Annotated in this window: 13 protein-coding genes and 1 tRNA gene; 8 read left to right on the top strand and 6 right to left on the bottom strand. The window is 59.5% G+C overall.

What is annotated here, in order from left to right; genetic code table 11:
• Positions 1–522: 522 nt before the first annotated feature.
• Entirely contained in the window at positions 523–1,752 is a 1,230-nt protein-coding gene (locus GEI7407_RS19650; RefSeq protein ID WP_015172719.1) for a hypothetical protein, read from the bottom strand.
• A 472-nt stretch (positions 1,753–2,224) separates the two neighbouring features.
• Here GEI7407_RS19650 and GEI7407_RS19645 point away from each other — a divergent pair, with 472 nt between their 5' ends.
• Entirely contained in the window at positions 2,225–3,817 is a 1,593-nt protein-coding gene (locus tag GEI7407_RS19645; RefSeq protein ID WP_015172718.1) for a FecR domain-containing protein, read from the top strand.
• A gap of 34 nt (positions 3,818–3,851) precedes the next feature.
• Here the strand turns inward: GEI7407_RS19645 and GEI7407_RS13355 are convergent, their stop codons facing one another.
• Positions 3,852–6,269 (bottom strand): serine/threonine-protein kinase, encoded by a 2,418-nt coding sequence (locus tag GEI7407_RS13355; protein ID WP_015172717.1) that lies wholly within the window; start codon positions 6,267–6,269, stop codon positions 3,852–3,854.
• Positions 6,270–6,864: 595 nt separating this feature from the next.
• Between GEI7407_RS13355 and GEI7407_RS13350 the strand changes: the two genes are divergently transcribed.
• The 4 genes from GEI7407_RS13350 to GEI7407_RS13335 all read left to right on the top strand — a co-directional run bounded on the left by GEI7407_RS13350 (position 6,865) and on the right by GEI7407_RS13335 (position 11,128).
• The gene (locus tag GEI7407_RS13350; protein WP_015172716.1) at positions 6,865–7,383 is read left to right on the top strand and encodes an NYN domain-containing protein; all 519 of its coding nucleotides are present in this window, start codon (positions 6,865–6,867) and stop codon (positions 7,381–7,383) included.
• A gap of 344 nt (positions 7,384–7,727) precedes the next feature.
• Positions 7,728–9,374, top strand: a complete 1,647-nt coding sequence (locus GEI7407_RS13345) for a 2-isopropylmalate synthase (protein WP_015172715.1) — start codon at positions 7,728–7,730, stop codon at positions 9,372–9,374.
• 87 nt (positions 9,375–9,461) lie between these two features.
• Positions 9,462–10,067, top strand: a complete 606-nt coding sequence (locus GEI7407_RS13340; RefSeq protein WP_015172714.1) for an L-threonylcarbamoyladenylate synthase — start codon at positions 9,462–9,464, stop codon at positions 10,065–10,067.
• 692 nt (positions 10,068–10,759) lie between these two features.
• On the top strand, positions 10,760–11,128 hold the full coding sequence (locus GEI7407_RS13335) for a hypothetical protein (protein ID WP_015172713.1): 369 nt from the start codon (positions 10,760–10,762) through the stop codon (positions 11,126–11,128).
• A 125-nt stretch (positions 11,129–11,253) separates the two neighbouring features.
• Here GEI7407_RS13335 and GEI7407_RS13330 read toward each other — a convergent pair whose 3' ends face one another.
• On the bottom strand, positions 11,254–12,168 hold the full coding sequence (locus tag GEI7407_RS13330) for a branched-chain amino acid transaminase (protein ID WP_015172712.1): 915 nt from the start codon (positions 12,166–12,168) through the stop codon (positions 11,254–11,256).
• A 249-nt stretch (positions 12,169–12,417) separates the two neighbouring features.
• A complete protein-coding gene (locus GEI7407_RS13325) occupies positions 12,418–14,403 on the bottom strand; it encodes a protein kinase domain-containing protein (protein ID WP_015172711.1) in 1,986 nt (661 codons plus the stop codon).
• 394 nt (positions 14,404–14,797) lie between these two features.
• On the opposite strand from GEI7407_RS13325, the gene GEI7407_RS13315 reads away from it, so the two are divergent.
• Entirely contained in the window at positions 14,798–15,412 is a 615-nt protein-coding gene (locus tag GEI7407_RS13315; protein WP_015172710.1) for an FHA domain-containing protein, read from the top strand.
• A 75-nt stretch (positions 15,413–15,487) separates the two neighbouring features.
• Positions 15,488–17,482 carry a mechanosensitive ion channel domain-containing protein gene (locus tag GEI7407_RS13310; RefSeq protein ID WP_015172709.1) on the top strand — a complete coding sequence of 665 codons (1,995 nt, stop codon included), beginning with the start codon at positions 15,488–15,490 and terminating at the stop codon, positions 17,480–17,482.
• A 21-nt stretch (positions 17,483–17,503) separates the two neighbouring features.
• Here the strand turns inward: GEI7407_RS13310 and GEI7407_RS13305 are convergent, their stop codons facing one another.
• Entirely contained in the window at positions 17,504–17,980 is a 477-nt protein-coding gene (locus GEI7407_RS13305) for a hypothetical protein (RefSeq protein ID WP_150109791.1), read from the bottom strand.
• A 117-nt stretch (positions 17,981–18,097) separates the two neighbouring features.
• Positions 18,098–19,189 carry a RuBisCO accumulation factor 1 gene (locus GEI7407_RS13300; RefSeq protein ID WP_015172707.1) on the bottom strand — a complete coding sequence of 364 codons (1,092 nt, stop codon included), beginning with the start codon at positions 19,187–19,189 and terminating at the stop codon, positions 18,098–18,100.
• Between the two features lie 167 nt (positions 19,190–19,356).
• On the opposite strand from GEI7407_RS13300, the gene GEI7407_RS13295 reads away from it, so the two are divergent.
• Positions 19,357–19,429, top strand: a tRNA-Ala gene (locus GEI7407_RS13295).
• The last annotated feature ends 147 nt before the right edge of the window (positions 19,430–19,576 follow it).

The following is a 19,576-nucleotide window of genomic DNA, read 5'->3' as shown; positions in this document are numbered from 1 at the left end:
GGCGATCGCCCGACTGCTTGGGAGAGCTGCTGTTGATTAGCTAAAGCAGTAGAAGCCTCACGCCATCATCCTTGGCTTGGCGTGAGATAATGACGCTCCTCTGACCTATGCCCCAGGCTAGGGAAGGGAAGGGGGGGAAAACGAGCAAATCTTTCATGGCACAAAGTAAGTGGGATATAGTCAGGGCAAGGGTTTGAGCCAATCGCCGCCCTGAAATTTGAACCACGACAACTCAAAGTATGGGGTTGCATCCAGTCATAGCGAATTCGCGTTTCTGTGGATGCGTAAAACTTTGACAGTACCGAGGTTGAACATACATTGGTACTTGTTCAAAGTCTGCGGTAGGGCATTCCGTGGACTCAAAATAAAGCTCAGGATACGCCCGATGCAATAGCAGGGGTCACTGAGAAGCCTACACCGTATACGTCAGTATCGATGTAGGAGTCTGTCACAGCAGGTTTGGGCGGACTGTACTACGCCTCAACGAGCGAGCAGTCGGTGACGGCGACTGCAAAAAAACAGCTAAAAAAGCGGCAGATTGAAGCCGAGGCTGACGCCGACGAGCCCCCCATCAAAGTCCACCAAGTCGTTGCTGGAGTTCCCGAAGCGATATCCACCGTACACCGTGAGCTGGGCGCGCTCCGAAAACTGATAGTTCAAAACGCCCAAGAGCTGCTGATAAAAGTCATCGCGATCGCTCTCGGTAAAGTTGCTCAGGCCGAGCTGGTAAGCCAGACTCGCCTGAAATTCTTCGGTGACGTCGTAGCGCAAAGACGCGCCGAGGGAATTCAAAATGCGGCTGCGGTTGTCTGGATCGGCAAAGCTGACCTGAAGCTGATAGAGCGTGTCGAGAGCGAGCTTGTCAGTGAGCGGATCGGTGCGGCCCAGGGCCAAGCGGAGGGCGTGGTCATTGAGAAAGCGATCGCCCCCTTCCCGATAAAACAGGTTTTGGTTGCTCCAGCCCACCTCGCCGTACATCCGCGGCGACAGAGCATGACGCACGCTCGCCTCAAAGCGCAGCTCGTTGTAGTCAAACTCTGACTGGTCCTGATAGCGCACCAAGTTGCCGCCCACGGAGCCGATCAAGGCCGTCCGGGAGCTGAGGGGATAGACGCCCCACAGCTCCAGACCCGTCTGGATCAGACCGTCGGCGATCGGATCGCGAATCGAAAAAATATTGTCGCTGCTGAAATAGGTAGCGTTCCCCAGCAGATAGAGGGCGGGGGGTGGCGTGGGCGGCGTGGCTTCTGCGGTGGGCGTCGGCAAGGGGCGCACGCGAATCACGCCCAGTTCCGGATCGCCCAGCACCTCGGACTCGCCCGTGCCGTCGGTGGGGGTGGCAGGAACGCCGATGGGCGGGGCGGGCTGGCCCGGGCGAGGGACGGTGTCAAGCTGCCGAGAGGGCTCTGTGGGGTCTTGAATAATGGTCGAGGGAGGAGACTCTTGAGCGAACTGGCTAGGCCCTGAGGGAGCCGAGACCGGACCGAGCAGGCGCGCCGGCGCGTCCGGCGGCAGCTGCAAAAAGTCCGGGGGAGAAAAAGGGATGCTCTGGGCCGGAAACGGGCGATCGCCGCTCGTATCCAAAACAGCGGGCGCGTCCTGGATCGCCGTTATTTCGCTTTCCTCGGCTAGCGCAGCCGAGGGCTGAGCAATGAGGGCGATCGCCCCTATCCACGGGCCAACAACCCCCAGCGTCCCCAGTCCCAGAGGTCCTAGAACGCTGTCATGACCCAAGAAACAACTCTGATACATAGGTCTCTCCCATCCCTTGCTGTCAGCTTTCAGACGGCTGATCGTGCACTTCTGATCCTTGCGAGGGATGAATTGCACAAATCGTTAGCCTAGCATTGCCCTCAGTGGGTTCACGTAGAAATCACTGCTCTTGCCTAACCCTGATTCTCAGCGACCGGAAGCACCTGATTGAGTGAATTTAACAAAATTCTGTCAATGGAGAGATTTTCGCGCCGCAAAAAGCGCTGAATTGAAGAACTAACAATTTTCGACACACCCGCTGGGTCTGGTGATTACACTGAGATGAGGGGTGGGTGCAGATCAAAGAAGTCCGCGATCGCCAGACTGCAAGGCTTGGACGATATGCGCGACCATAGAGATGGGAGTATCAGGGAACCTACCAGCACCGCAACGGGTTCAATTGTGAATTGGCGAGCGGCGACACCCCTGCGCCTGGTTTTTATTTGGTTCTCAGCCGCGAGGAAAGAAGACTATGTCTCGGCGTTTAATCCTGGTCTTGACGGTCCTAATCTGGAGCCTAGGGGCACAAGCGAGTTACGCCCTGACTCCATTGACCCGGGCGACCGTGCAGCAGATCCGCAATATTGTTCGGCTCCAACCCCAGCGCCAGCCGGCTCGACCGGCCCGCCTCTCCGACCCAATGGTGCCTGGGGATGCGCTCTCGACGGGAAGTGGCTCTTCAGCGGATGTCGTCTTCAACGACGGCTCCCTCGCCCGCTTGGGCGCTCAAGCCCTCTTCAACTTCAAGCCCAACACCCGAGACATTGACCTGCGCGGTGGTACGGTCTTGGCTCTGATTCGGCCTGGTCAAGGCTTGACTCGCATTCGCACTCCCAACGCGACGGCGGGCATTCGAGGTTCTGCCTTGTTTGTGCGCTATGTGCCCGAGACGCAGACTAGTATTGTTGCGGCCCTGACCGACTCTGGCATTACGGTGTCGAATGAGCAGGGAACCCAAACGCTCGCCGCAGGCCAAATGGCGGTGTTTGAGGGCGATCGCCTGCAAGGCGTATACGAATTTGACCTGAGCTCCTTCTACGCCACCAGTGAAATCGTCAAGGGCCTAGATCTCTCCTCCGAAAATCCCCAGGCGATCGCCATTGAAGGGGCTGCCCTCGATGAAGTGCGAGCCGAGATCCGTCGGGGTCTGGCGTCCCAAGGCTCCTTGGCAGAAATGCCCATGCAGGAAAATCCAGACTTTCTCAGCGCGGTCTCTACCCGCACCGAAAGCTCGCCACCAGAGGGCGTTCCCCTGCGCCCCACGATTGATGTCCACCCAGACCGCTTGCTCGAAGCAGGCGAAACCCAGTTTCTAGAGGCGGTGCCAGCGTCCCAGTTTGAGCCCAACCCGGTGGCGCCGGCCCAGCCTCAGCCCGCAATCATGCGGGGCCTCGACATGATCCCGACGCGGCCCGGTGCTAGTCCCGCGCAGCCCGCGACCCCAGCCCAGCCCAACGGTCCTGGGACCCCAGCCCAGCCCGCGATCCCGGCCCAGCCCGGCGGGCGCGACAACAACGCGGCGACGCCTGCAACTCCGGCCCGGCCCAACGGTCCTGGGACTCCGGCAACGCCCGCGACCCCGGCCCAGCCCGGCGGACGCAACAACAACGCAGCGACGCCCGCGACCCCAGCCCAGCCCAATGGTCCTGGGACTCCGGCAACGCCCGCAACTCCGGCCCAACCAAATGCAGGCAACCCCGCTCCTCAGGGGCCTGTGGCTAATCAGCCGCCTCTCCAGGTAGACCCAGCGCCAGATCCTGCGGGGACGCCTACTACGCCAGCCGAGCCGCCAACGACGATCCCGGTCACTCCGGATACGCCTCCATCGCCCCAGCCAGAGCCCGACGTCACGCCGATGCCGGTGGAGCCACCCATCTCCGTTAACCCCGCTCCTGTGCCGGAGAGCACACCCTCTAGCGACGTCGGAATTGGTCTGAATTTGGCCAATTTGGGGATTAATCTGGGGGGGAAGCCAGGAAAATCTCCTAACCCGCCAGCAAACCCACCCGATAGACCCCCGGGCAACCCGGTATTTGATTTGCCTGGCTTGCCCAGACAAAACTGAGATTGTGTTTATTGGGCCTGAACGGTTTGCGGCGCTAGGTTGACGGTGGGCTAGCGTCAGGGGCGATCGCCGTTTCTGGCTCTTCAGAAACTTGGGCAGTATCAAAGCCCTCCGGCCACAGCAGCGTCGAGGGCCGCTCGTCCTCGCCGTCATCCAGGGCGTTTGCGAAATTGCCAGAAACAGCCGTCTCAGGCTCGCTCTCTTCGGCGATCGCGCCGCTGGACTGGAGCGATCGCAGCGCTGCCAGCGCCTCATCCGCAGACTGATAGCGCAGCTTGAAGTCATAGCGCACCATCTGACTCAGAATCATTGCCAGCTCGTGGCTCACGCGGGCCCGATGTTGCCAAACGAGATCCCCCGTCTTCGGGTCTTCCTTGAGCTGGTCCGGGGGAAGCCCCGTCAGCGCCTGAATGGCCGTCATTCCCACCGCGTACAGGTCACTCGTAAAGCGCGGCATCCCTGCGCACTGCTCGCTGGGCATGTATCCCCGCGTGCCGATGCCAATGGTCAAGGCCGCCTCTGTCCCGCCCTCGCCGCTGGCCTGGGTCTGCATCTCCTTGACCGCCCCAAAGTCAATCAGCACTAGCCTATTGTCGCTGTGGCGCCGAATGATGTTATTCGGCTTGATGTCCCGGTGAATCACCCCGTGGTGGTGGACAAAGATCAGCACCTCCAGCAAGTCCTCGAGCATCCGCAGCACGCGCGCCGAAGGAATCTGCTTACCGAGGGGGAGCTCCTCGCTGAGGGGATGGCCAATGATGAATTCCTGAATCAGATAAAACTCGGCATCTTCTTCGAAATAGGCCAAAAGCTGCGGAATTTGGTCATGTTTGCCGAGCTTTTCGAGGGTGGCGGCCTCTCGCTCAAACAGACGCCGCGACAGGGCCAAGACCTTCACATCATTGCTGGCGGGCCGCAGCTGCTTCACCACGCACTGGGGCGTGCCGGGGCGCTGGGTGTCTTCGGCGATGTAGGTCGCGCTAAAGCCTCCAGAGCCCAAGACTTTTAGCACGCGGTAGCGATTGCCGAGCAGCTTGCCCAGCACTTCCTGCTCCCGCTCGGCCAGCAAGTCTTGAAAATCATCCTGCTGTCCCAGAATTTCTTGGACGAGGGGCGCGCCAGCGTAGTGCTTGAGGGTGCGACGGAGCTGGCGGCGACGCTGCTGGTCTTGCCAGTAGGTGGTCCCCATGTAGCCAAAGCCCCCCAGGGCGATCGCCAGGATCGGCGTAGCCGTGGGCACTCGGCGCTGGGCATAGGTAAATAGGCTATAGCTGCCAATCAGCCAAGTCAGCACCAGTGCGCTCAGCCAGAGAAACTGGTGCTCCAATCGGCGCTGCCGACTGAGCAGGGCGCTAGCTCCCAGCACCAAAACCAAGACCAGTCCGCCTCGCGCCCCCGACCCGGGTAGCAAGTCGCCGATCGCTCGTCCCTCCAGCAGCGTCGCGATGCCATTCGCGTGGATCTCGATGCCTGCCATGGGCTGAGGATACAGGAGGCTGAGGCCAAAAGGCGTGTTGTGAAAGTCTTGGGCCGATGCTGCGGTGGCGCCGATCAGCACAATTTTGTCTTTGAAGTAGGCGCCGCTCTGGAGGTAGGTATTCCAGTTGCTCGGATCGAGAACGTGCCAAAAGGGGATTTGCTCGAAGGTTCCGGAAGGCCCATAGAAAAAGATGTCGCTGCCGCTGAGAGGCGGCGTGGAGGCCTGGGCAGACGCCAGGACTGCCTGGTCAAAGGACGGCACGTCGTCGGCGATCGTCTGTAAAAAGTCGCCATGATCTGGATTATTGCGCTGGACGTGCCAGAGATAGCGGCTGTTGAGCTCTTGGACTTCGCTGTTGGCACTCAGGGGATAGTTGATGTATCCCGTGAGGGTGCCCCCGGTCAGGAAGCGAGTTTGGGGCTCAGCGAGCTGAAACACGTAGCCGCCGCGATCGCTCCCCTCCTCAAACTGCGCTGCCAGCGTCACCTGGGAGCGGTAGCGCGCCAGGGTTTTGGCAAAGCGCTCGTCATCCGCCTCGCCATAGATGCCCGGCGCATCAAAAATCACGTCGACCCCGACCGCCTTGGCCCCCGCCCCTAGCAAGCGCTCGATGGCGATCGCGTAGGCCGTGCGCTGCCAGGGCCAAGATTGCAGCGGCGCCAGGAACGGGTAGCGCTCGGGCTCCATGGCGTGGATTTTGCCCTGCTGGATCGACTGCTCATCGATGGCCAAAATAACAATGTCCTGGGGCGGCGTCCTGGGACCGCGCACCTCAAAAAAGAAAGCCTGATTTTGGCGCTCTAGGAGCTGGACCAGGCCCACTTCGGTTGCCGTCCCCGCTGCTGCCAGCAAGGCGATCGCCCCCGCCAGGCTATGGCCCAACCGTCGGAGCGTCCACCACTGACGAGCTCGCAGCTTCAAGCGCTGGCCCAGCGACGTGGTATTGCTAAAAGCAGGTTTTTCTGCGGTCATCGGAAGCCTCCGAGAGACCCCGTCGTTGGAGGGCGGGGCGGAATAGGAGCGGCAATTGAGCGGGGTTCGATAGCAACCATTGTGCCCAAGTCCAACCCGAGGCGAAGACGATTTCTTTCCCAAGATCGACCTAGCTCAAGATTGGTCTGGGATCCCAAGCGACAAAAAAGCGCGTCTCCCTGCCCCTGATCTCCACCGGCGATCGCCCCTTTCCGTAAATTCTTTGACCGGAAAGGCTGTCCCGCGAGTCCCGGCTCTATCGCTGATCGAGCTTTTCTGCCACCATGAGCGAGAGGGCTTTGCAGTGCACCCTATAATAGGATCAGCTCAAAATACCCTCTTAATTCAGCCTATTTCCTACTCTAGACTTCCTTCAATGAGAATCCCAGTTAATTTTGCTTCTACCTAACCCTTACTCATCTGTGTAGTCAATTCCTAAAGAACTAAAATTACCCTTAACTCAAATACTTCTTTAGGCTCAAAACTTCGGTGTGAGGGAAATCAATCTCCCTTGCAGGTCTTTTCACCAATGCTAGCCAGCCCATAAAAGGACGCTGGCTCGGCTCAATTCTACAAATTTTAGGTCTAACCTTCTATGAGTTATCCCAAAAATCGGCTGTCGATTTTCGTCGACGGCAACAACATGTTTTATGCACAGCAGAAAAACGGTTGGTTCTTTGATCCTCGTCGCGTTTTAGAGTATTTCACCCGAGAACCCGGTATTAACCTGATCAATGCTTTTTGGTATACCGGCATCAAAGATCCTCAAGACCAGCGAGGTTTTCGAGATGCCCTGATCAGCTTAGGCTATACGGTCCGAACTAAAATTCTTAAAGAGTATTACGACGATAACTCGGGACGCTACTCCCAAAAAGCGAATCTCGATATCGAAATTGTTATTGATATGTTTAATACCGTTGAGCAATACGATCAGGTGATTTTGTTTAGCGGTGATGGTGATTTTGAGCGGGCGATCGAGCTGCTGCGATCGAAAAGTACGCACATCACGGTTGTTTCTACAGAAGGCATGATTGCGCGCGAGTTGCGCAATGCCACAGACCGCTATATTGACCTGAATGATATTCGCCCGTTTATCGAAAAAATGGATGCCTGACTGGCGAAAAGATAGCTTGCCCAGGTTGAGCGATCGCCGGCCCGACTTTTCGGAGTTCTGGGATACGGCGAGGTAAAGCCAGCGACTAGAATGGTCTTACGGTGGGTACGGGGGCGATCGCCCCGCAGCGGGTCTAGATGCAGCGGCCTGGGGCTGCTCCCCCCCTGTGAATGCTGCTGGTGACGACCCTTGATACTCTGATACTCAGCGCCTTGCTCCTGTGTTCAGCCATCGGAGACTGGGGCTGCTGTTCGCCCTGAGCGATGCGCCTCAAGCCCCGACGGCGTCTGAGATTGCTTTTTCCCTGCTGATTTTCTTTGAACTTCTGCGAGTCCTCAACAACTATGAGCACAAACCCCCCTCAGGATCGAATCATCATTTTTGACACCACCCTCCGCGACGGGGAGCAGTCTCCTGGCGCAACGCTGAATGTGGATGAAAAGCTGACCATTGCGCGCCAGCTGGCTCGGCTTGGGGTCGATGTGATCGAGGCGGGGTTCCCTTTTGCGAGTCCTGGGGACTTTGAGGCTGTACAAAAAATCGCTGCTCAGGTAGGTTCTCCCGACGGCCCCTCGATCTGCGGTCTAGCGCGCGCGACCCAGCAGGACATCAAGGCGGCGGCGGAGGCCCTCAAGCCAGCGGCCAAGCCTCGCATTCACACCTTCATTGCGACGTCGGACATTCACCTCCAGTACAAGCTGAAGAAGACGCGGCCCGAGGTGCTGGCGATCGCCGAGGAGATGGTCGCCTACGCCAAATCCTTCGTGGATGACATTGAGTTCTCGCCGGAGGATGCGGGCCGATCGGAGCCGGAGTTTCTGTACCAGGTGCTCGAGCGGGCGATCGCCGCCGGTGCCACCACCATCAACATCCCCGACACCGTTGGCTACACGACGCCAGCTGAGTTCGGCGCCTTGATTCGCGGCATCAAAGAGAACGTCCCCAACATCGACAAGGCCATTATTTCGGTCCACGGTCACAATGACCTGGGCTTGGCGGTGGCAAACTTCCTGGAAGCCGTCAAGAATGGTGCTCGTCAGCTCGAGTGCACCATCAACGGCATCGGTGAACGGGCCGGCAATGCTGCCCTCGAAGAGCTGGTCATGGGGCTTCACGTGCGCCGCCGCTACTTCAACCCCTTCTTGGGCCGCCCACAGGACTCCGAAGCGCCCCTCACCAACATCGACACCCGCCAGATCTACAAAACCTCGCGCCTGGTCTCGAACCTGACCGGGATGCTGGTCCAGCCGAACAAGGCCATCGTCGGCGCCAACGCCTTCGCCCACGAATCCGGCATTCACCAGGACGGCGTCCTCAAGAACAAGCTCACCTACGAGATCATGGACGCCCAGTCTATCGGTCTGACCGACAACCAAATTGTGCTGGGCAAACACTCCGGCCGCAACGCCTTCCGGACGCGCCTGCGGGAGCTGGGCTTTGACCTGGCGGATCAGGACCTGAATCGGGCTTTTGTGCGGTTCAAAGAGCTGGCCGACAAGAAAAAAGACATCTCCGATCGTGACCTGGAAGCCATCGTCAACGACGAAATCCAGCAGGCCCCAGAGCTGTTCCGGCTGGAGCTGGTGCAGGTCTCCTGCGGCAGCAACGCGCGGCCGACGGCGACGGTCACCCTGCGGACGCCCGACGGTGAGGAGCTGACGGACGCGGCCATTGGCACAGGGCCGGTGGATGCGGTGTACAAGGCGATCAATCGCGTGGTTGAGGTGCCCAATCAGCTGGTGGAGTTTTCGGTCCAGTCGGTGACGGCCGGGATCGACGCCATTGGCGAGGTGACGATTCGCCTCAAGCACGAAGATCGGCTGTTCTCGGGCCATGCCGCCAATACCGACATCATTGTGGCGTCGGCCCAGGCCTACCTGAATGCCCTGAACCGCCTCTGCGCGGCTTTGCAGCAGGGAGCGTCCCTCCATCCCCAGCGGGGCGCGGGGCTGACGTCGACGGATCCGGCGATCGCCCAAAGCCGCATCTAAGCCTCAACAGCTTCTAGGAAGTCACGTTTGCTGAGCCAGGAGCGCCCATGACGGGTGCTCCTGCTGAAACTCTGAGTTTTTTTGTCTATGCCCTATACTTCGCTCCCGGAGCTGATCGCCCAAGCCAAGGCCGGTCAGCAAATTGTTGGGTTGCCGACGGATACGGTGCCCGGCTTGGCGGTGCGCCCCGATCGGGGCGAGCTGATTTTCGCGGCCAAGCAGCGCAGTGAAACCAAGCCCCTGATTTTGCTGGGGGCCAGCGCCGAGGATTTGTGGCCCTTTGTGGGAGGTAGCGCTGAGGAGCAGGCTCTCTGGCGATCGGTGGCGGAGCGTCACTGGCCCGGAGCCCTGACGCTGGTCTTGCCCGCTAGCGATCGCGTGCCCTCTGCCATCAACCCCACCGATCCGACCACGGTGGGCCTGCGGGTGCCCCAGCGGGCGATCGCCCGCCACATCCTCGCCCAGACCGGTCCCCTGGCCACCACCAGCGCCAACCTCTCCGGGCAGCCAGCTTTGCAGACCCTTGAAGACATCGCGGCTCAGTTTCCCCAGGTGCTGCTGCCCCAGGCGGCGGAGGTGGCCGCCATCGAAGGCGATCGCCCAGCCACCTCAGGCACGCCCTCGACGGTGGTGAAGTGGACCGGCACAGACTGGGAAGTGCTGCGCCAAGGGGCGATCGCCCTGCCGCTGTAGCCTCTGGTATGGGCAGCTTGGCCCTACCACCATCTCTTTTCTGGACTTGTTGGAACGTAGTCTAGACGACTTCTTTTTCCAACTGCGCTTACGACTGGGTTCGCTCATTTTCTGAGGTCTCTATCTCAGGAAAGAGCGAATTTTTTGTTGCCAAAGTCCCTAAAGCCTGAGTGGCTCTGGAACACCTTGCTAAAATCCGAATTTCCAGAGGTTTTGGGCAACAATATCCCAAAATCACAGATCTGTCCGCGTGTAGATTCAAATTAGGCCGAAATCAAAGATGGTTATATAGGGTTCAGTCAGATGTCCAAGGGACAAACAACTGCAACCTCTACGGCGATTTTTTAAGCTGTTGCTAACCATTCAAATCAAAGTCTTTCGATTTTTCTGACTGATTTTTGTAGGCTAAATTCCTGAAATTTCAAGGAAAAAGCCTGCTTGTTTGTAGCGACAGCCTGTTAATCCAAGTTTTGGAAAAATGGGCGATCGCCGTCAAGACGCTGTGTGATTCTCCAGCAGCATTTTAGGACGCCAAGCTTTTGCTGGCGGCCAATGGGGCCTAAGTTCACCAATTTCTAAGATGAACTTCTAGGATGAGTTTTCTCATCAGAAAAGGTGACATTAAAGCGCCTTAAAGCGCTGCTTTGAAAGAATCACAGTACACCTGATGTTAAAAACGTGAGAATTTCATTATGAAAACCATTCGCCAAAACTTTTCTGCAATTGTCAAAGCAGCTCGAGTTCTTGTTTTGACCTTTGTCTGCACGCTGTTTGTGTTTGCTAGTGCTGCGCCTGCCTTCAGCAGCGATCTGCGCAAGGGTGAAGACGCCCTGAAGGGAATCCAAAAAGAATCGGAGCAGGTTCTGCGCGGCAACTCCGTCTCTCCCTCTCTGAAGGAAACCCAGCGCAAAGCCAATGAAGGAATTAACGAAGTGCAGGGCGCGGCTGACGCGGAGAAAATGAATCGCCCCAGCAACTCCCAAGGGGCCAAGACCGTCGAGGAATCGGCTAAAAACGTTCTGGAGTCGATGAAAGAAAAGGCTGAGGACGTGATTCGCTAGACTAGCTAGATTGCTGCTCTAGAGGCTGCAACGCCAAAGGACAAGCTTTTGATCCCCCCTTCATCATGAAGGGGGGATTGTTTGTGTTTGGGGGCGATCGCCCCAAGAGTCGCTAGTAACTAAGCCTAGTCGCAGGAAATAACGTAAACCCAGTCTTTGTACTGCGGATCGCGGTTTTCGGTGATGGCCGTGATTTTCTCGCGAAGCTGGTCGGTGATCGGGCGATCGCTGGAGAGCTTGTAGTTCTCGACTTGCTTGACCGGCGTGATCTTGGCCGCTGTCCCGCTTAGGAAAACCTCATCGGCGATCAGCAGCTCGGACTTGTCCACCGGCCGCTCGATCACCTCGAGGCCCATGTCCCGCGCGATGGTGATGATGCTGCCACGGGTGATTCCCTCCAGGATGTCCTGGTCGGGGCCGGGGGTGATCACCTGGCCGTTGCGGACGATGAAAACATTCATGCCCGAGGCTTCGCAGATTTTGCCCTGGGAGTTCATCAAGATCGCCTCGTCGTAGCCCGCTTCCACCGCTTCGGTCTTGGCCAGGGAGGAGGTGATGTAGGCGCCGCTGATCTTGCCGCGCAGGGGCAGGCTGCGGTCCTCTTGGCGGTACCAGGAGCTGATGCGGCAGCTCACGCCCTCGGGGGAGAGGTAGTCGCCGAGCTCTAGACCATAGATGAAAAAGTCTTTTTCGATCTTGTGGAGGCGGGGCGAGATGCCGAGGTCTGAGGTGTAGACGAAGGGGCGAATGTAGGAAGAGCTGCCAGGACGGTTTTTGCGCACAAATTCAACGATGGCCTCCTGAATTTTGCTGGCGGGGAGGTCATAGTTCAAAAAGCGAGCGCTGTTGCTGAGGCGCTTGCAGTGGAGGTCGAGGCGGAAAAGCAGATATTGGTTGGGATTTTCGGGATCGGCGATGCAGCGAAGACCGCCAAACGCGCCGGTGCCGTAGTGCAGCGCGTGGGTGGCAATGGAGATTTTGGCGTCTTCGAAGGGAACAAACTGGTTCTGAAAGTACGCAATGGGCAGGAAGTTGTGCATGGTTACGGCGAATGATGGTGCGATCGCGGACAGCAGCGAGATTCAGGGCGGCTGAGCGCTAGTGCAGCGCTGAAAAGCTCTCCGCAAAGCGGTTGGGCTTGGGTGCGGAGGAGGTCGCGCGGAAAGTGTTCTGCAAAGCAATTGTCGCGCAACTCGGCCCCTGAGAAAAACCCACGGACCAATTTGGGCGATCGCCCGATCGCTGTGCCGAACCTCTGCCGACGTTCAGGATCAGCGCCCCCAGGGCGGCTATCCGCCGATCCGGGCGCGCATCTGCTGCTGTAGGCTGCGGGCGTCGCTGTAGTCGGGGCGAATTTCCAGGGCGCGGTTGACCGACGCTAGGGCCTCTTCGTAGCGTCCCAGGTTCCACAGGGTGGCGCCGCGGTTGTTCCAGGCTTCGGCCAGTTGGGGATTGAGCTCGGTGGCGCGGTCAAAGGCAGCCAGGGCCTCGGCGTCTCGCTTGAGCATCAGCAGAGCGGCCCCGCGGTTGCTCCAGGCTTCGCTGTAGTTGGGGTTGAGGGCGATCGCCTGATCGTAGGCGGCCAGGGCTTCGCCGTGGCGGCCCGTGGCGTCGAGGGCAAACCCTCGGCTCCAGTGCGCTTCGGGGTAGTTGCTATTGAGGGCGATCGCCCGGTTGCAGGCTGAAAGCGCCTCATCAAAGCGCCCGAGCTTGTTCAGGGCGAAACAGCGTCCCTGATGGGCCTCCGCCGAACCCTCTTGAAGGGCGATCGCCTGATCAAAGGCACTCAGCGCCTCGGGATAGCGCTCGGCTTCTTGGAGTTTTTGGGCGCTTGCTAGGACCTGGGCGGCCTGCGGTCCCGAATTGGCCGGGGTTCCGGCGGGCGTCGCAGGCTGGGCCGCCGGGGCCGGAGAAGCCCCCGTCGGTGAGGCTGTGGCAGCGGCTGGGCTAGGACTCGCGCTGGGCGAGGGGCTGGGCGCGCTGCTAGGCGTCGGCGAGGCAGTCGGCGCTGGCGACGCTGCGGTTTCCGGAGGACTGGCCTCGGGAGACTGACTGGCCTGGACAGAGGCCTCCAGGGACTGCGGGCGATCGCCCAAGAGGCTCCACGCTCCCCAGGCGGTTGCCCCCAGGAGTAGCGCCGCCGCCACCCAGGTGATCGGCTGCAGCGCCAGCGGCGTTCCCCTAGAGGCACTCTGCGACGATCCTGTGACCATCATCGGGACCGTGGGGCCAGTCTGGCTGGACTTCTGAGGGGTCCAGCTGCCCGCGAGCCCCGCCTCCGGGACTAGGGTACTGCCCACAGAGCCCGCGTCAACGGTGGTCCCCTCAGTGGCCAGCGGACCCTCCAGACCCGGAATGGCTTGGGCCGGAACGCTTGGCCACACCACGGTGGTGGACGCCTCGCGCAGCTCCTCGGGGAGCGCCTCTAGGGCCTCTAGGGCCTCGACAGCCGTCGCATAGCGGGCTCGGAAGTCGTAGCGAATCAGCCGGTCCAAAAAGTCCGCCAGCTCGGGCGTCGTGTCGGGAGCGCGATCGCGCCAAACCACTTCCCCGGTTTGGGGATCTTCCTGCAAGTGGCGCGGATGCACCCCGGTCAGGGCCTGAATCGCCACCTTACCCACTGCATAGAGATCGCTGCTAAAGCGGGGATTGCCGCCCAGCTGCTCGTTGGGCATGTAGCCCTGGGTGCCAATGGAAATCGTCAGGTTCGTTTGGTGAGTGCGCGTGTCTGCCAGCTGAGTGCTCACCTGCTTGACAGCCCCAAAGTCAATCAGCACAATGCGGCGATCGCGCTGACGACGAATCAGGTTGGCCGGCTTGATGTCCCGGTGAATCACGTTCTGCTGATGCACAAAGGCCAGCACCGTCAGCAAGTCCTGCAAAAGCGCCACCACCTGCGCCTCACTCCAGGGCTGATTGCTCTGGAGCTCTTGGCTGAGCAGCCGACCTTCCACCAGTTCCTGAGCCAGATAGAACTCCTGACTTTGCTCAAAGTGGGCCAGCAGTCGGGGAATCTGATCGTGGCTGCCCAGCTGATACAGAACCTGAGCCTCCGTGTCAAAAAGGCGGCGAGCAGTCTGGAGACTGGCGCTATCTGAAACTTGGGGCTTGAGCTGCTTGACGACGCACCGCGGGTGTCCCGGCAGGTGCAGGTCCTCGGCCAGGAAGGTTTGGCCAAAGCCCCCTCCCCCCAGACGGCTCAGAACGTGGTAACGCCCACCCAGGGGCTGGGGCTCGTCGGTGGACTGCTGTCGCCGGAGAAAATTCAGTGCCATGGTGCGAGTCTTGATGGAACCTGCTGGAACATTCATCCCGGGTGGGGGCGATCGCTCTTTGATTTTCCTGCCGACTCCCCGGACGAAATCGGATGCCAGGAGGATGGATCAAAGAGCGTCTGGGCTTGCTGGGACTCGGTCTGGGGAAGGATCCGAGGTCGCGTATGATGCTGACAAAGGCTTGGCCTGCTTCCCTCGGGCTGACGCCCAACGGCTGGAAATAGTTTCACAATGGGCCTAAACCCTACGCGATATCCAGCCCAGTCACAGGAATATTTGAAGCTCGGCGGCGATCGCTCCTTCAGTATTCTTGGGATGCTCTATTGTGGTGTTCCCTAATTTCGGATGATCCTAACCAATTTCCCTTCCATCTTGACTTGAAAGAAGGCGTTGTATGTCTGCTGAGCCCCTTTACATTCAACTAATCTGGGAAGAGCCAAGCACCCGCGAAGTGCAGCGCCCCCTCCTAGCGGCCCCGGTGGCGATCGGCCGAGAGCTCGATCAAATGCCTGAGGAGCTGGGCGGTCAGGCGGTGTCGCGCCTGGTTTTAGACGATCGCCAGGTCTCGCGCTTTCACGCTTTGATCACGGTGACCGGCTCTGAAATCTATGTCGAAGATCGCAGCGCCAACGGTACATTTCTCAATGGCCAAATGATCCGCGGCGGCAAGCAGTTGTTTTCTAACAAAGACACCCTGCGCATCGGTCCCTACAAAATCACGGCGACGCTCATGGGCGGTGAGGATCTCAATGCCACGGAGCTCAATCCTCGCGAGCACACGAGCTTTGAGCGCCAGGAGCACCCCCCCTATCGCAATACGATGCTGATTTGGACAGTGGGGGGCGTGCTGCTGCTGTTGATGGCGGTCGGTGGCTGGGCCTTGGTTAGTATGTTGCTGTCGCGATCGCGCCCCCAGCTCCAGGAAGCGCCTGAGCCCACCAGCCAGCGCCTGCTGTGGCAAGGACCTGTGGCGGAGCTCCCAGGGGGCGATCGCCCTGGACAAAGCTAAGCTGCTCACATAGGACTAGACCGGAACACCATGCTGGGATTGACGCGCAGATTGCAGCGCAGGAGCGGGCGAGAAATGCAGGGACGTCTTGGGAGACGCCGAAGCAAGGGATCCTGGATCTGGCTGGGGGTGCTGGCGATGCTGCTCACCGTGATGCCGATGCCCACCCTGGCCCAGTCAGCACCAGACCTAAGCGCTGCCAAAGCTCCGGTGGTCCTAGATGGCCGAGAGCTCTTTGCCATCGGCAACTCGGGCAACTTCACAGCGGAGGAGCGGGCCGACATCATCAATACGGCGCTGCTGGCGGAGGTGGAGTCTGGGAAGCCGGTTGACCTGACCGTGGCCCAGGACAATAACTCAATTACCCTGCGCAGCCAAAGCACCGATCGCGCGCTGATGACGGTGACCCAGGGGGACGTGCTGCCGGGCCTGAGCGCTTATTCCCAGGCGCTGGTGTGGCAGCAGGATCTAGAAATGGCCATTCGCCGAGCGCGGCTGGAGCGATCGCCGCGCTATGTTAACGAGGCACTGCTGTTTGCGGCAGGAGTCCTGCTAGCGGCGATCGCCGGCCACTTTGGGCTCCGCCTCTTTGCCCGCATCGCCAACCGCCAGGTTACTCGTCTGCTGGGGCACCCAGCCTCGCCCCTGCACCCCTGGGAGCAGACCATCAAGCTCTTTATCCAGCTAGCGCTGCTGGGCTTTCAGACGGGGCTGTGGGTGGCGGTCGGCGTCTACGTTACCGATCTGTTCCCCCATCTGCGCAGCGGTCGCTACAAAATCTTTGACCTGCTCAACGCTCCTGTGGTGAGCCTGGGCGATACCTACTATTCGGCCCTACAGCTGCTGCTGCTCTTGGGCTTCACGGTGGGCCTCTGGTTTGCGGTTCGGGCACTGACGCGGCTGTTCAAGGCCTACGTGCTGGCGCGCACTGGCGCAGACTCGGCGATGCAGGAGGTAATCGCCGTCCTGACGCAGTACATCCTGATGTTCCTCGGGCTGATTGTGCTGCTGCAAATTTGGGGCCTTGACGTGGGCTCCCTGGCGATCCTGGCGAGCGTACTGGGGGTGGGGATTGGCTTTGGCCTCCAAAACATTGCCAATAACTTTATTAGCGGCCTGATTATCACCCTGGAGCGGCCGATTCAGGTGGGCGACTTCGTCAAGGTGGGCGAACTGGTGGGAGTTGTCGATCGCATTGGCGCGCGCAGCACCGAAATCCGCACCCTGGACCAGGTGACGATCATTGTGCCAAACTCGCGCTTCCTCGAAAGCGAAGTGATCAACTGGAACCACGGCAATCCTGTCAGCCGGATCAAACTGCCTCTGGGGGTGGCCTATGGTTCTGAGATTGAACGAGTGCAGGCGGCGCTGCTGGAGGCGGCGAAGGAACATCCCGATGTGCTGGTCAGCCCGACGCCCCAGGTCTGGTTTAAGGGGTTCGGGGACAGTGCGCTGAACTTTGAGCTGCTGGTGTGGATCGGGGAGCCCAAGAAGCAGGATCGCATCAAGAGCGATTTGTACTACCGCATTGAGGTGAATCTGCGGCGCTATGGGGTCGAGGTGCCTTTTCCCCAGCGAGACCTCAACGTGCGATCGCCCAATTTGGAGGCTTTTTTGGGGCGGTGGTTGCAGGATCATGCGCCGGCCCCGGAGCCCCAGCTGTACTATCCGGACGGGGCAACTCGCGATCGCCCTTCTACCCCTATTTCTCCTGATCCCCAGCTCATTCTTCCTGAGCGAAGTCCCTTAGCGGTGGGAGCTCACGGCCCTTTTCCCTGCGGCTTTTCGCTGGAGGACGTGGATCTGACGGAACTGGTGGCGGCGATGCAGGGCGAGCACGGGGTGGAGGTGCGCGATCGCCGCTACCTGTTCCATGTCTACCCCGATTGCTTTGTGGGGTCTGAGGCGGTGGAGTGGCTGCTCCAGGCCCTGCGCTGCTCTCGGGATGAGGCTCTAGAAGTGGGGCAAAGGCTGATGGATGAGGGGTTCATTTACCACGTCCTCGATGAACACCCTTTCCGCGATGGTTACTTCTTCTATACGTTCCAAAAGCCGAGTCAGGCGTCCTGAGCTCCCGCCGCAGCTTGCCTCCTAGACACCAGCGCTAGGCAAAGAATCGGCCGCTTGGCGCTGCTGCTCGAGGAAGCACACTAGCTCTGCAACGGTGACAAAAAGATTGAGGCCGAGGCTGTCGTAGATGTCGACGGCGAAGCAGTCGCGGAAGTCGTCGCAGAGGGCCTCTTCCCAGTCAAACCAGCACACGAGGGTCCACTTGAGGTCTTCGTGCAGGCGATCGCCCGGGCGAACCTGCGCCAGCGGCAGCCCCGAATAAATTTCGAGATGACGATAGGCAAAATCAGCGGTCTCTGGCGAGACGCCGAGGGGCCGCCAAAGCTGCTCAAACCACTCAGTTGGACTTAGGGCAGGGCGATCGCCGAGAGACTCCTGGACGCTTCTGCGGACTTCGAGGTCAGGACTGAGATCGGCGTAGGTCTGGACGCTATGAAGGATGTTTTTGAACTGTCGCCACATGTGCTGAGCGCCGCTAGCCTCGTTTGCTTGCTGCACTCAGTATTCCCACTTCCTGGCCGATCTCAAGATCGCAGGTGGATTTGCCAGAGCGATCGCCCGCTGAGAGGGCAGTTGGCGCCTTTTTGCCGCTCGCCTAGGAGGCGATCGCGCCCTTTATTCCTCAAACTGCCAAAGATCGCGGGCCACATTGGCGTCAAAAATTCGCTTGGCCCGCAAGATCATCAGGACTCGCCCCAGGATGGTCATATCCGGCGCCTCTTCGAACCAGTGGATTTGCAAGTCGCCGCTCTCTGCGCTCTCTGCGATGAAAAACGCGTCCGCCTCCCAGGTTCGCTGAGCCCGATCGACCACCACCATCACCTCTTCGGGCGTCTCGAAGGGGGTCGGTAGCTCCTGGCTAGTGGTCAGCACGGCCACGGGATCTTCGGCATTCACCAAGACCTGCCAGCCCGGCAGTGGCACCCAGGCCCCGGTCCCAGAAAACTTGACGATGCCAAAGGGCGGCTCATCTTCCGAAAAGGGCACGGCCTGGAGATCGTCGCGCTTGAGGGGCAGACGGCCCGCCACGGGCACGATGCGCGGCGACTCCTCGTCCGACTCCATCCGGTAAATTGGCATCAAAGGCTTGGGCCGGCGGGCCACCACTGTGAAGTCGGTGAGCAGCTTTTCGAGGTATTGGCGAGCCTCGGTGCTGTGGACGAACTGCAAGCCGCGGGCGATCAGGCGCGATCGCTCTTGGAGATCGTCCTTTTGGCGGGCTAGACGCCAGCACTCATAGGCGATCGCGTCTCCCGGATGGTTTTTGAACGCCTCGGGCACATTGCGGGTGCGCGAATAATCTCGCATCGCCTTAGCCAGATCATGGGCTTCGTCCATGTCCATCTTGCGCTCGTAGGCAAACGCCGCTGCCGCTTGGCGCTCGGCATTATTCAAAATCCGGAACTCATAGAGGATGTCGCTGCCCTTGCGCTCGAAGTACTCCCGGACAGCCTCCTCCACGTTCCCGCTCGTGATCGACGCAAACACCTGCGCCCCGACGATCACTTGGTTCTGCTGCACCGGCTCGAAGCCCGTCTCTTCGAACAGCGACTGAGGATTGAAGCCGGATTTCAGCAGCTTTTGGCATGCCTCTCCCCAGCCCACCCAGTTTCCTTCTTTGCGCCGGAGCTGACGCACGAGGTCTTCGGTTTCTTCGGGGCTGAGGGAAATGGACGAGTTGAGGGGAGAAGCCGAAAAGTCTGTCATGAGAACCCTAGAGGCTGACCAGCAAAACATTCAAACACAGGTGGACCCGGAAGGCCCGATCAAAACTCTAGCGCGATCGCCGACCTCCTTGGCCCTCTTTTCCCAACAAAATTCCGATTCCCCTTGACGAACCCCGATCCTTCAAGGCATTATAGATTTCGCGTCACGGGGGTATAGCTCAGTTGGTAGAGCACTTCAATGGCATTGAAGGGGTCAGCGGTTCGAATCCGCTTACCTCCATCCGTAAGACAAGCACCTGCGCAAAGCTCTAAAAAGCCAAGCGCTTCTGAAGCAAAAGAGGGACTCCCAAAAAGAGTCCCTCTTTTGTTTTGTTTTTAAACTTTTCAGCCTTGAGCTCAGCCGCGCCAAAAGTCTGCTGAGCTCAAA

Source organism: Geitlerinema sp. PCC 7407, assembly GCF_000317045.1.
Classification (GTDB): Bacteria; Cyanobacteriota; Cyanobacteriia; order PCC-7407; family PCC-7407; genus PCC-7407.
The sequence above is the reverse complement of the archived record's forward strand: the minus strand, read 5'-3'. Positions and strand labels throughout refer to the sequence as shown.